The sequence below is a fragment of the Nocardioides sp. genome, from assembly GCF_036493135.1.
Taxonomy (GTDB): domain Bacteria; phylum Actinomycetota; class Actinomycetes; order Propionibacteriales; family Nocardioidaceae; genus Nocardioides.
The window spans coordinates 47,788-60,536 of sequence record NZ_DASXQG010000051.1; the positions used below are offsets into that span (position 1 = coordinate 47,788).

The 12,749-nt window shown below is 69.9% G+C and carries 9 protein-coding genes and 1 pseudogene; 6 read left to right on the top strand and 4 right to left on the bottom strand.

What is annotated here, in order from left to right; translation table 11 throughout:
• The first annotated feature begins 99 nt into the window (after positions 1-99).
• Together VGJ24_RS09310 and VGJ24_RS09315 are read left to right on the top strand one after the other, a co-directional pair.
• The gene (locus VGJ24_RS09310; protein WP_331500269.1) at positions 100-1,248 is read left to right on the top strand and encodes a lipid II:glycine glycyltransferase FemX; all 1,149 of its coding nucleotides are present in this window, start codon (positions 100-102) and stop codon (positions 1,246-1,248) included.
• On the top strand, positions 1,245-2,294 hold the full coding sequence (locus tag VGJ24_RS09315) for an alanine racemase (protein WP_331500270.1): 1,050 nt from the start codon (positions 1,245-1,247) through the stop codon (positions 2,292-2,294). Before VGJ24_RS09310 ends, VGJ24_RS09315 begins: the two co-directional genes overlap by 4 nt.
• Here the strand turns inward: VGJ24_RS09315 and VGJ24_RS09320 are convergent.
• The 3 genes and pseudogenes from VGJ24_RS09320 to VGJ24_RS09330 form a co-directional block, all read right to left on the bottom strand.
• A pseudogene (locus VGJ24_RS09320) lies at positions 2,284-2,958 on the bottom strand (TIGR02206 family membrane protein); the annotation flags it as partial. The gene VGJ24_RS09315 and the pseudogene VGJ24_RS09320 sit on opposite strands and share 11 nt — an antisense overlap.
• 36 nt (positions 2,959-2,994) lie before the next feature.
• The gene (locus tag VGJ24_RS09325; protein ID WP_331500271.1) at positions 2,995-4,467 is read right to left on the bottom strand and encodes a glycosyltransferase family 87 protein; all 1,473 of its coding nucleotides are present in this window, start codon (positions 4,465-4,467) and stop codon (positions 2,995-2,997) included.
• A gap of 7 nt (positions 4,468-4,474) precedes the next feature.
• Positions 4,475-6,745 (bottom strand): transglycosylase domain-containing protein, encoded by a 2,271-nt coding sequence (locus tag VGJ24_RS09330; protein ID WP_331500272.1) that lies wholly within the window; start codon positions 6,743-6,745, stop codon positions 4,475-4,477.
• A 275-nt stretch (positions 6,746-7,020) separates the two neighbouring features.
• Between VGJ24_RS09330 and VGJ24_RS09335 the strand changes: the two genes are divergently transcribed.
• The 4 genes from VGJ24_RS09335 (at position 7,021) to VGJ24_RS09350 (ending at position 10,616) form a co-directional block, all read left to right on the top strand.
• Positions 7,021-7,641 carry a PadR family transcriptional regulator gene (locus VGJ24_RS09335; protein ID WP_331500273.1) on the top strand — a complete coding sequence of 207 codons (621 nt, stop codon included), beginning with the start codon at positions 7,021-7,023 and terminating at the stop codon, positions 7,639-7,641.
• A gap of 27 nt (positions 7,642-7,668) precedes the next feature.
• The gene (locus VGJ24_RS09340; protein ID WP_331500274.1) at positions 7,669-8,754 is read left to right on the top strand and encodes an inositol-3-phosphate synthase; all 1,086 of its coding nucleotides are present in this window, start codon (positions 7,669-7,671) and stop codon (positions 8,752-8,754) included.
• Positions 8,755-8,886: 132 nt separating this feature from the next.
• Positions 8,887-9,804 carry a hypothetical protein gene (locus VGJ24_RS09345; protein WP_331500275.1) on the top strand — a complete coding sequence of 306 codons (918 nt, stop codon included), beginning with the start codon at positions 8,887-8,889 and terminating at the stop codon, positions 9,802-9,804.
• Between the two features lie 65 nt (positions 9,805-9,869).
• A complete protein-coding gene (locus tag VGJ24_RS09350; protein WP_331500277.1) occupies positions 9,870-10,616 on the top strand; it encodes a hypothetical protein in 747 nt (248 codons plus the stop codon).
• Between the two features lie 13 nt (positions 10,617-10,629).
• Here the strand turns inward: VGJ24_RS09350 and VGJ24_RS09355 are convergent, their stop codons facing one another.
• Entirely contained in the window at positions 10,630-12,729 is a 2,100-nt protein-coding gene (locus tag VGJ24_RS09355) for a RecQ family ATP-dependent DNA helicase (protein ID WP_331500278.1), read from the bottom strand.
• Between the last annotated feature and the right edge of the window lie 20 nt (positions 12,730-12,749).

Below are 12,749 nucleotides of genomic sequence, written 5' to 3' on the forward strand. Positions count from 1 at the left end.
TGGAGCCGGCGGGGCCGGCGGTATCGCGCTGTTGTGCGGCCGTTCAACCCCTAGGAGCGCCGACGTCCTCCCCTGATACACCCCGGTAGCCTCGTCGCCGTGGTCCCCACCGTCCGCCCGATCTCCGCCGACGAGCATCGCGCGTTCATCGCTGCGCAGCCATGGGCGAGCTTCCTGCAGACACCGGCGTGGGCGACGGTCAAGTCCGAGTGGCGGGGCGAGTCGCTGGGCTGGTACGACGGCGAGCGGCTGGTCGGCGCGGGACTCGTGCTCTACCGCAAGCTGCCCAGGCTGGCGCGCTACCTCGCGTACCTCCCGGAGGGTCCCGTGCTCGACTGGGCGAGCGAGGACCTCGGCGACTGGCTGAGCCCGATGACCGAGCACCTGAAGAAGCAGGGCGCCTTCGGCGTGCGGATGGGCCCGCCGGTGGTCACCCGCCGCTGGAGCGCCGACCAGGTCAAGGCCGGCATCGCCGACGACAGCGTCCGTAGCCTGACCGAGGTCGCACCCCTCGTCCGCTCGGCGATCGGGGCCCGCGTCGTCCAGCAGCTCGAGGCGCTCGGCTGGCGACGACAGGTCGCCGAGGGCGGGTTCGCCGCGGGACAGCCGCAGTACACGTTCGTCATCCCCCTGGTCGACGACGACGGCGCGCGTCGTACCGAGGACGACGTGCTCGCCGGCATGAACCAGCTCTGGCGGCGCAACATCCGCAAGGCCGACAAGGCCGGTGTCGTGATCTCGACCGGGAGCGCCGAGGACCTGAAGGCGTTCCACGACCTCTACGTGCACACCGCAGAGCGTGATCACTTCACGCCGCGGCCGCTGACCTACTTCGAGACGATGTACGACGCACTCGTCGCGGAGGACCCGGGCCGGATCACCCTCTGGCTGGCCCACCACGAGGGCGACCTCGTCGGGGCCACCCTCGCGGTCCGCGTCGGACGACACGCGTGGTACTCCTATGGCGCCTCCTCGACCGACAAGCGCGAGGTCCGCGGCTCGAACGCCGTGCAGTGGGCGATGATCCGCGACGCGATCGCCCAGGGCGCCGAGGTCTACGACCTGCGCGGCATCACCGACACCCTCGATGCCGACGACCCCCACATCGGGTTGATCCAGTTCAAGACCGGTACCGGCGGCGAGGCCGTCGAGACGGTCGGCGAGTGGGATCTTCCGCTCAACCGCACTCTCTACAAGGGATTCGCGCTCTACCTGAACCGACGCTCCCTGATCCCGGGCCGCAGATGAGCCTCACCTTCACCGTCGACGGCGACCGCTGGCGACGACACCTCCGCACGGTCGCCGACCAGACGCCGGGCCTGGTCCCGGTCGCCAAGGGCAACGGCTACGGCTTCGGCCTCGGCCGGCTGGCCCGCAAGGCCGAGTGGCTCGGCGCCGACACCCTCGCGGTCGGCACCTACGAGGAGCTGCCCGACGTGGCGCAGCGCTTCGGCGGCGATCTCCTGGTCCTCACCCCGTGGCGCCCGACCGCCTCGCCGGTCCCGGACGACCTCCCGCGTCGGCGCGTCATCCACACCGTGAGCCGGCTCGCGGACCTGCTCGCGCTCCTCGACCACGACCCCGATGCCCGCGTCGTGCTCGAGCGGATGACCAGCATGCTCCGGCACGGGATGTCGACCGAGGAGCTGCGCTCGGCTGCTCAGCTCCTCGAGCGACGGCCGGCCACGGTCGAGGGCGTCGCCTTCCACCTCCCCCTCGCCGCCGGCGCCCACCTCACCGAGGTCGTCGGGCTGGTCAACGACGTGGTCGCCTCCGGACTGTCGACGCGTCGGCTGTGGGTGAGCCACCTGACCCCGCGCGAGCTCGCGTCGCTGCGCACGTCGTACGCCGACTTCGAGGTGCGGCCGCGGATCGGCACCGACCTCTGGCTCGGCGACCGCGGCGCCTTGACGGTCACCGCCACCGTGCTCGATGTCCACGAGGTCGAACGCGGCGACGTGTTCGGCTACCGCGGGCGTACGGCGCCGAAGGCCGGCCACATCCTGGTCGTCTCCGGAGGCACCGCCCACGGCATCGGCCTCGAGGCGCCCACCGGTGACCACTCGATCCGTGCCCGGGCGGCGACCCTGGCCCGCGGCGGACTCGACGCGGTCGGCTTCGTGCGGTCTCCGTTCACCGTCGACGGGAAGCAGCGGTTGTTCGCCGAGCCGCCCCACATGCAGGCCTCGATGCTGTTCCTCCCGCACGGTCCGCGGGTCCCGGCCGTCGGCGACGAGATCGACGTCCGGGTGCGCTACACCGCCACCACCTTCGACGCGGTCGTCATCGCCTGACTCCGCCGCGTCGCGGGAGCCCGGTCCACGGCAGGGTGATCAGCGCCCAGCCGACCAGGATGATCGCCATCTCGGCCACGACGTACACCGGCCACGGGCCGAGGACGTCGAGCACCGTCGCCTCCGACGGCTTGCCGTTGACGTAGCCGTAGTTGGAGCCGAGCACGGCGTTCAGGCAGAGGACGACCACCAGCCAGACGAACGTCCACCCCACCGCCCGCCGGTACGACGACCAGTCCGGACCGTGCCGGAGCGCCAGGCACAGGTAGACGGCGCCCCACACGATCAGCACGTGCTTGCCCCAGAACACGAAGAAGTTCGGGTCGGGGAACGCCTGGGTCAGGGTCGGCTGCACCAGCGCCTGCACCGACAGGGTCAGGCCCCAGTAGTAGGTCAGCGCCGTCGCCAGCGGACGTCGGGTGAGCAAGGCCCACGCGACGAAGACCCACGCGATGTCGCAGATCTGCAGCGGCAGCGAGTGATGAACGCGGAACGGGAACAGGCCGAGCACCGACGAGACCACCCCGAAGACCAGGTTGCCCCAGGCGAGCACGACCGAGACCTGCCGCTCCCGAGGAGTGCCGCGCAGCCGCGGACCGGCCACCAGCAGCCCGATCGTCCCGGCCACGAAGAGCGCGAGGACGACCAGGTGCGACGGCGAGTACGGCGTGAACGTGGCGGGCTCCCTCCCCGGGTGGACCTAGCCTCCGCCGGGTGCCCGGCCCAGCGTCAACCGCCCCGGCTCGGTCGGTGGCCAGAACGAGTGCCGGGCCCAGGCCGGCCGGCGGGTGCGGACCACGTCGTACTCCGGCATCAGGATGTCGCGCACCACGATCACGGCGAGGTAGAGCTGTGCGGCCATCCGGATGCCGACCGCGAGCCAGTAGAACCCGGGATCGCCTCCGCCGCCCGGGTTGAGGTAGGTGCCGAGGTACCACCAGACCGACGCGAAGTAGTAGATCTCACCGGCCTGCCAGATGAGCTGGTCGCGCCAACGCGGCCGCGCCATCACCGCGAGCGGCAGCAGCCACAGCGCGTACTGGGGTGAGTAGACCTTGTTCACCAGCAGGAAGCCGACCACGACCAGGAAGCCGAGCTGCGCCAGCCGTGGCGTCTGCGGCGCCCACACGCCGAGCGCCGCCACCCCCACGCACCAGACCCCGAAGATGATCCACGACGCGAGGTTGATCGTGGGCGACGAGAACGTCGTGCCGGCCATCTGCTGGAGCACCAGCCATCCCGAACCCAGGTCGGCACCGCGGTGCTTGTTGTAGGTCCAGAAGACGCTCCACTCGTGGTGGCCCGACAGGTACGCCGGCGCGTTCACCAGCGCCCAGGTGACCGCGCCGGTCCCGGTGGCGACGGCCAGGTCCCGCCATCGGCGCTCCCGCCCCCAGATCACCAGCAACCCGCCGAGGAGGAACAACGGGTAGAGCTTGAAGGCGGTGCCCAGGCCGATCAGGAGACCGGTGAGACCCGGGCGGTCGCGCGCCTGCGCCCAGAGCGCACCGGCCACGCAGGCCACGGCCAGGAGATCCCAGTTGATCAGGCCCTCGAACAGCAGGACCGGCGAGAGCGCGAACAGCGCGGCGTCCCATGGTCGTCGCCGGTTGACGCCGGTGAGCGCCCACGCGGCGAGCAGCGCGCAGATGCCGAACCCGACCGAGCTCACGGCGGTGAAGAGCATGCTCTCGCGGACCACCTCGTGGTCGGCGTACAGCTGGCCCTGCGACATGGCACCGCGTGCGGCGAGGTCGGGCGAGCCCTTGAGCCAATGCGTCACGTATGCCGTGGCGTAGGCGTAGTAGGAGATCCCCACCGGGTACTCCATCACGTCGTACCGGTCGCGCACCTGGATGGAGTTCGAGTAGGGCCAGTCCAGCTCGGCGAAGCCGCGCCCGACGTACAGATAGGGGAGGTCGGAGTAGCACATCTCCGAGTAGCGGCTCTGGCTGTTGGTCCACTGCGCGTCGTAGCACGGCGCCTTCTGCACCATGCCCAGCGAGAAGCAGATCGCGGTCAGGACGAGGATGACCCGCACCGGCGTCCACCAGGGATGTCGCCCGACGTGCTCGCCCGCCGGGCCGCCGATGCCGGGGCTCAGCGCTGCGACGAAGGGGTCGTCGGCCGTCGGCCGGACTGCCGGCCCGCGGTCGCCACCCTCACCCGTCACAAGTCGGTCACCACCAGGGCTCACGCGAGGACATGACCACCGGCCGCGCGCTCGCGGGCGTTGTCGTCGGGGTCGTCGAACTCGACGGGCAGTTCACCGGCAGGCATGGCGTACCACTGCTGGTCGGCGCGGTCGACGTCGGCGCCGACGAGGTCGGGGCCGAGGAGGTCGGCTTGCTGGTCGGCGCGCTCGACGTCGTCGGTGCCGACGAGGTGTGGTGCGTGGTCGGGGGTGGAGGCGGCGGGGCCGGCTGGTGGTCGGTCTGCTTGGCCGGCACGTTGGCCGCCGGTGGGAACGACTCCACCGGCACACCTACGAGGTCTCGCTCCATGACCGCTGCCCAGGTGGCCGTCGGGTAGCCGGCGCCGAAGTAGCCGGCCGCACCGTTGTACGGCGGGAGCCAGTCGTTGAGCGCGTTGTCGCCGTCTCCGCGGACGTACATCACCGCCGTGGCCATCTGTGGGGTGAATCCGGCGAACCAGGACGACGAGACGTCGCCGTTGTCGTTGGTGGCGGTGCCGGTCTTCCCGGCGGCCGGGCGGTTGATCGCCTGGGCGTTGGTCCCGGTGCCGTTCAGGACCACCTGCTGCATGGCATAGCTGACGTCGCGGTCGATGTCGGGCCGGATCGCCTCGGTGGTGTGCGGCTTGTACTGGTAGAGCACCTTGCCGGTGCTGTCGGTGACCTTGTTGATGACGTGGACGTCGGCACGCTGGCCGCCATTGGCGATCGTGGCGTAGGTGTTGGCCATGTTGATCGCGCTGATCCGGGCCTTGCCCAACGTGATCAGCGCGTCCGCGTCGAGGTCGCGCGTGGAGTTGGGGATGCCCGGGTAGTGGGGGTCGGGGTCGCTGGGCGGGATCCCCATCCTGTTGCCCATCGTGAGGATCTTCTGCGGACCGTCCTTCATGCTCGCGGACATGTCGACGAACGCGGTGTTGATCGAGTCCTCCATCGCCGTCACGGACGAGACGCTCGAGCCGTAGTTGGTTCCGGTGCCCTCACCCTCGTTGTGGACCTCGAGACCGTCGGGGAAGGTGTACGGCGAGTTGCCCTCCCAGGTGCTCTTCAGCGAGTACCCGTCGGTGATCGCCGCGGCCAGCGAGACCGGCTTGAACGTCGAGCCGACCATGCCGCCGGCCTCGGCCCAGTTGATCTGCGAACGCAGGTAGTTCTGCCCGGCGAAGAAGCCGAGCAGCGCCCCCGTGCCCGGCTGGACGGTCGCCACGGCGACGTGCAGCTGGCGGTCGCTGATGTCCGGCCGGACCTGCTTGACCCCCGCGAGCGCTGCGTCCATCGCCTTCTTCGTCAGCGTCGTGTAGACCCGCAGTCCGCCACCGTCGATCTGGTCGTCGGTGAAGTCCAGGTCGTGCAGCTGCTGCCGCACCAGGGACAGCATGTGGCCCCTCTGTCCGGCGTACCTGCTGGACTCCTTGAACACCGGGAACTTCGGCAGGTGCTTCTCCGCCTTGGTGGCCTTGGCCTCCGAGATCGTGTGCATCGACCCCATCCCGCCCAGCACGTAGCGGTAGCGCGCCAGCAGCGCCTCCTTGTTGGACTTGCCGTTCGACGGGTCGTACTGCGACGGGTTGTTCAGGACGCTGGCGAGCACCGCGCTCTGCCGGAGTGAGAGCTGGTCGGCGTCGACGCCGAAGTACGCCTGGGCCGCAGCCTGGACGCCGTAGGCCCCTCGGCCGAAGTAGATCGTGTTGAGGTAGCCCTCGAGGATCTTCTGCTTGCTCAGCTGCTTCTGGAGCTTCAGCGACAGGATCGCCTCGTGCACCTTGCGGTCCAGCGACCGCTCCTGGGTCAGGTAGAGGATCTTCACGTACTGCTGCGTGATCGTGGACGCGCCCTGGGTCGCACCACCGCGCGCGTCGTTGAACGCCGCCCGGATGATGCCCTTGGGGTCGATGCCGTGGTTAGTCCAGAACGTCCGGTCCTCGGCGGCCACGACGGCGTTCTGCAGCTGCTTGGGCATGTCGCCGAGCTGGATGATCTGCCGGTTCTGCGTGGCGTACTGACCGATCGCGGTCTTGCCGTCGCCGTAGTAGACGAACGACGACTGGGTCTGGAAGTCCTTGTTCGGGTCGGGGATCGACGTCGTCTTGTAGAGGTAGACGAAGACGCCGATCAGCATGAGAGTGCCGGCCAGCGCAACGATCAGGAACCACTTCAGAATCTTCAGCGCGCGCCGCTTGGCGGGGCTCCTGCCGGGGCCGGACGGCTTCGGCTTGCGCTTGACGGCCGGGCCTTCGGCCCTGCGCTTGGCGGTCACGGATCACTCCACGTGCGTCGGGGAAACAGTGCTCAGCGACGGCGCGGGGCCCGGGCGGACCCGTGGTCGTGCCACAGCAGCCCCCGCCGTCGGGTCGAGGGTACGGGGCGGGCCCGAAGGGGGCCGAAACGACGCGAGTTTGATCCGCGATATATCGTGCTGATACGTTGGCGCGATAGAACGCAGCGACACAACGTTGCGAGGCATAACGCCCACCCCGAGTCCCGAGTCCTCAACGGGGTGGGTCGGCACGAGACAGACGGAGGGAGGCGACCATGGCACGCAAGGCGGCATCGCTCGAGCTGGCCGTGCTCGGCCTGCTCCACGAGTCTCCACTGCATGGCTACGAGCTGCGCAAGCGGCTCAACCTGCTGCTCGGCTGGGGCCGGCTGCTCTCCTACGGCTCGCTGTACCACGCTCTGAAGCGGCTGTTGCGGGCCGGTCTGATCAACGAGGTCACCGCGACGACACCGGGCGTCTCGCGTCGCCAGCGGATCGTCTACCAGATCACCGCCGCCGGCCAGCAGTACTTCGGCGAGCAGATCACCGACACCGGTCCGGCCGCGTGGGAGGACGACTCCTTCAACATGAGGTTCGCCTTCTTCTCCCGCACCGACACCGAGGTCCGGCTGCGCATTCTCGAGGGGCGCCTGTCCCGTTTGCAGGAACGGCTCGACCGCGCCCGCCACTCAGGCCGGGGTGGCAGCGGCGACGACCGCTACCTGTCCGAGCTGCGCCGCCACTCCATCGAGTCCGTCGAGCGCGAGGTCACCTGGCTGACTGACCTCATCAACGCCGAGCGTGCCACCGACCGGTCCCTCGACGGGCCGCCTGGGGCTCCCGCAACAGAGGACACCATCACGAGCGCGGCCCCTGCGGCCGACGCGACCACCTGAAACACCGCAAGGGAAGGAACAACCCCCATGGGTTCGGTACGAGTAGCAATCGTGGGCGTCGGCAACTGTGCGACGTCCCTGATCCAGGGCGTCGAGTACTACAAGGACGCCGACCCCGCGGGCAACGTCCCGGGTCTCATGCACGTCATGTTCGGTGACTACCACGTCCACGACGTCGAGTTCGTCGCCGCGTTCGACGTCGACGCAAAGAAGGTCGGCTTCGACCTTTCCGAGGCGACGCAGGCGTCGGAGAACAACACCATCCGCATCTGCGACGTACCGCCGCTGGGGGTGACCGTGCAGCGCGGCCACACCCTCGACGGCCTCGGCAAGTACTACCTCGAGACCATCGAGGAGTCCGACGCCGAGCCGGTCGACATCGTGGCGAGCCTCAAGGACGCGAAGGCCGACGTGCTCGTCTCCTACCTCCCGGTGGGTTCCGAGGAGGCCGACAAGTTCTACGCCCAGTGCGCGATCGACGCCGGCGTGGCCTTCGTCAACGCGCTCCCGGTATTCATCGCCTCCGACCCCGAGTGGGCGGCGAAGTTCGAGGCGGCCGGCGTGCCGATCGTCGGCGACGACATCAAGTCGCAGGTCGGCGCGACCATCACCCACCGTGTCATCGCCAAGCTGTTCGAGGACCGCGGTGTCGCCCTGGATCGCACCTACCAGCTCAATGTCGGCGGCAACATGGACTTCAAGAACATGCTCGAGCGCGACCGCCTGCAGTCCAAGAAGGTCTCCAAGACCCAGTCGGTGACCTCGAACCTGCACGGCTCGCTGGGCGGCAAGATCGCCGACCGCAACGTCCACATCGGCCCGTCCGACTACGTGGCGTGGCTCGACGACCGCAAGTGGGCCTACGTCCGCCTCGAGGGTCGCGCGTTCGGCGACGTCCCGCTGAACATGGAGTACAAGCTCGAGGTCTGGGACTCCCCCAACTCGGCCGGCATCATCATCGACGCGATCCGCGCCGCGAAGATCGCCATGGACCGCGGCCAGGGTGGCCCGATCATCTCGGCGTCGTCGTACCTGATGAAGAGCCCGCCGGTGCAGCTGCCCGACGACGAGGGCCGGGCCCGGGTGGAGGCCTTCATCCGCGGCGAGGAGTGACCCGCTCGCCGTACTGACGACTACTCGTTCCGAACCGGACCCCGGTCCCGCCGCTCGGCGGACCGGGGTCCGGTTCGTTCTCGGCCCGATCGGACCGTGACAGGGGGCGTCGGCACCCCTAGATTCGCCCGCATGAGCGACCCGACCGAGCCCCCGCGGCCCGAAGGATCCGACGACGCGCCGTCCCCGCCGCCCCCGAGCGGGTACGACGCACCGGCGCCACCGCCTCCGCCGCCACCATCGGGTGGCGACCCGTACGGCGGCGCCGGCGGCGCCGCGGGTGGTGGCGGGTACGGCGACGGGGGGTACGGCGCGCCTCCACCGCCCGGCCCCTACGGCCAGCCTCAGCCGGCGGGGTACAGCCCCACCGAGGCGATCGGCTACGGCTGGCGGAAGTTCACCGCCAGCCCGACGACGCTGCTGGTCCCGATGATCGTGGTCTGGGTCGTGCTCGTGGTGATCTCGGTCCTGCTCGAGATCCTCGTCTACCGGACCCTGCTGTCCACCCACGACTGCACCCGGGTCGTCGGCGGAGTGTCGGTGTCGGGGCAGTGCAGCCCGAGCTTCGTCACCCAGCTGTTCGGCGGGGCGCTGATCTCAGCGGTCATCATCGTGGTCTTCAATGTCGCGGCCGCGGGCCTCTACAAGGGCGCGACCAACGTCACCGACGGCAAGCCGTTCAGCCTGGGCCAGATGTTCGACGGGTGGGACAAGGGACAGGTCGCGCTGGCAGCCGTGTTGATCGCGGTCGCCACCGCGATCGGCTCGTTCCTGTGCTACATCCCGGGCCTGATCGTCGGGTTCCTCACGATGTTCACCATCCTGTTCGTCGTCGACAAGCAGATGGGTGCCGTCGACGCGATCAAGGCGAGCGTCAAGCTGGTCACCGACAACCTCGGCAGCACGATCGTGTTCTACCTGCTCGCCGCCGTGGTCATCGTCGTCGGCGCCTGCCTGTGCCTGGTGGGTCTCCTCGTCGCCGCACCCGTGGTGCTGGTCGGCCTGGCCTACACCTACCGCCGGCTGCAGAACGAACCGGTGGTCGCCTGACGGACCCAACCCTGGGTCCCTGTGACCAGTGACAGGTGCACACCTGCACCCCTAGATTGCCTGCCATGAGCGACCCGACTGACCCTGCCGCCTTCGGGGGCCCGGTGGACGGCACGCCGTACCGAGCGACCGAGGCGATCTCCTACGGCTGGCGGAAGTTCAAGGCCGGTCCCAGCACGCTGCTGGTCCCGATGATCGTGGTCCTCGTCGTCCTGGTGGTCGTGGGCCTGATCTTCGCGTTCGTGGCCGGAGGCGGGTTCTTCGGGACGAAGTCCTGCGAGACGGGGAACATCGGCGGCCAGGCCACCGTGGACTGCGGTCAGTCGTTCTGGCGGCAGTTGCTGGGTGCCGGGCTGGGTGCCGGGCTCATCTCGTTGGTCGCGCAGATCATGCTTGCCGGCATCTACCGCGGAGCCCTGCGGGTCATCGACGGCGAGGGATTCAGTCTGGGTGAGCTGTTCGAGGGCTACAACAAGATGCAGGTGGTCTTCGCGGCCATCTTCATCGCTCTGGCCACCGCGATCGCCACCGTCCTGTGCTACCTGCCCGGAGTCCTGATCGCCTTCTTCACGTCGTACACCCTGTTCTTCATCGTCGACCAGCAGCTCGAGGCCGCAGAGGCGATCCAGGCGAGCGTGAAAATGGTCTGGCACAACTTCGGCCACGCCCTGCTGTTCCTCATCCTGGCCGCCATCTGCGTCGCGATCGGGTTCATCGTGCTCATCGTCGGCCTGCTCGTCGCCGTGCCGGTGGTGGTGTTCGGGGCCGCCTACACCTATCGGCGCCTGGAGGGACTGCCGGTCGGCCCGTGACCGGGCAGGGCGCCTAGGAGCGCGCCGCGAGCACGAGGGGCAGCACCTCGGTCGTCCCGGCCTGACGCAGCGCTCTCGCGGCCAGCGTCAGCGTCCAGCCGGTCACGACCTGGTCGTCGACGAGCAGGACCGGCCCGGGCGGGACGTCGGCCTCGAGCCGGTACCTCCGCGTCACCGCGGCCACCCGCTGGGCGGAGTTCATCGCTCCCTGACCCGGATGGACGGTCGGGTCGGCGATCGCCCAACGGCCGATGATCGGCTTCGACAGGTGGCGAGACAGCCCGGCGGCCAGGTCGGCGGTGAGGGTGGGTCGGCCGGCGGACTCCACCACGACGATGCCCTCGACCTGTGGCCGCCAATCGTGGAGAACCTCGAGGACGGTGTGCACGAGACCCTCGGGCACGCGCTGGTCGGAGACGGGCTCGGCGAAGAGCTCGCGGAGCGCCTGGCCGTGGCCGAGGTCGGTCAGCCGGGCCACGGCCCGACCGGGCTCCGCCCCCTCGCCGATGCGCCCGCGGAGGTCGAGCCCGAGGTTGGCCAGCGCGGTCGGCCACATCACCCGCGGCTCGACGACCACGCCTGGACGGGCCAGTCGCGTGCGTGCCTCCTCGACGGCCGGCGCCGAGACGGACGTCGAGAGCTCGAGCCCGCCGCAGGTGTCGCAGCGCCCGCACCGGGTGGTCTCGGAGACGTCGGGATCGTCGAGCTGGTCGCGCAGGAACCACATGCGGCACCGGTCGGTGTCGAGGTAGTCGAGCATCGCCCGCTGCTCGCGAGCACGCGCCTCGGCCACCCGCGCGTAACGGTCTACGTCGTACGTCCACTCCTCGCCGGTCGACTCCCAGCCGCCCCGGACCCGGCGTACGGCGCCGTCGACGTCGAGTACCTTCAGCATCTGCTCGAGGCGGCTCCGGCCGAGGTCGACCAAGGTCTCCAGGGTGGCGGTGCTCGCCACTCCCTCCGCCGCGAGAACGCGCAGCGTGTGGCGCACCTGGTCCTCGCGGGGGAAGGCGAGCGAGGCGAAGTAGGCCCAGATGTCCTTGTCCTCCTGCTGCGGGAGCAGGACCACCGGGGCGCTGTCGGTGCCACGTCCGGCGCGACCGACCTGTTGGTAGTAGGCGACCGGAGACTGCGGCGCCCCGAGGTTGACCACGAACCCGAGCGTCGCGTCGAAGCCCATGCCCAGCGCGCTGGTCGCCACCAGCGCCTTGACCTGACCGGTCGCGAGCCGCTCCTCGAGCCCGAGGCGCTCGGTGGGCTCGGTCTGACCGGAGTACGCCGCGACGTCGTGGCCGCGAGCGCGGAGGTAGTCGGCCACCTGCTGCGTCGCGGCGACGGTCAGGCAGTAGACGATGCCCGACCCCGGCTGCTCGTCGAGGTGGTCGGCCAGCCAGGCCAGGCGCTGCTCGGGAGTGGTCATCCGGACGACACCGAGCCGGAGCGACTCACGGTCGAGCGAGCCGCGCAGCACGAGCGCGTCGCTGGACGCGTCGGCGGTGGCGAGCTGCTCGGCGACGTCGGCGCTGACCCGGGCGTTCGCGGTGGCGGTGGTCGCCAGCACCGGGATGCCGGCGGGCAGGTCGGCGAGGAGGGTGCGGATGCGGCGGTAGTCGGGCCGGAAGTCGTGTCCCCAGTCGGAGATGCAGTGCGCCTCGTCGACGACCAGCAGGCCGCAGGTCGCGGCCAGGCGCGGCAGCACCTCGTCGCGGAAGCCGGGGTTGTTGAGCCGCTCCGGGCTGACCAGCAGCACGTCGACCTCACCGGCGTTGACCGCGGTCTGGATCTCCTCCCACTGCTCGACGTTCGTGGAGTTGATCGTGACGGCGCGGATGCCGGCCCGCTCGGCGGCGGCGATCTGGTTGCGCATCAATGCCAGCAGCGGCGAGACGATCACGGTCGGGCCGGCGCCTTGGGCGCGCAGCAGGAGCGTGGCCACGAAGTAGACCGCCGACTTGCCCCAGCCGGTGCGCTGGACCACGAGGGCGCGACGTCGGTCGACCACGAGCGCCTCGATCGCGGCCCACTGGTCGTCGCGCAGGACGGCGTCCTCGCGCCCGACCAGGGCGCGCAGATGTCGCTCGGCGTCGGCCCGCACGTCGGTCGTGGTGGTCATGTGTCCTGTCTAGCAGCGAC

Bases quoted from the DNA above. Each gene is read 5' to 3' on its own strand.
- VGJ24_RS09315 (WP_331500270.1), top strand. From the start codon at position 1,245: ATGAGCCTCACCTTCACCGTCGACGGCGACCGCTGGCGACGACACCTC.
- VGJ24_RS09335 (WP_331500273.1), top strand. From the start codon at position 7,021: ATGGCACGCAAGGCGGCATCGCTCGAGCTGGCCGTGCTCGGCCTGCTC.
- VGJ24_RS09340 (WP_331500274.1), top strand. From the start codon at position 7,669: ATGGGTTCGGTACGAGTAGCAATCGTGGGCGTCGGCAACTGTGCGACG.
- VGJ24_RS09345 (WP_331500275.1), top strand. From the start codon at position 8,887: ATGAGCGACCCGACCGAGCCCCCGCGGCCCGAAGGATCCGACGACGCG.
- VGJ24_RS09350 (WP_331500277.1), top strand. From the start codon at position 9,870: ATGAGCGACCCGACTGACCCTGCCGCCTTCGGGGGCCCGGTGGACGGC.
- VGJ24_RS09355 (WP_331500278.1), bottom strand. From the start codon at position 12,729: ATGACCACCACGACCGACGTGCGGGCCGACGCCGAGCGACATCTGCGC.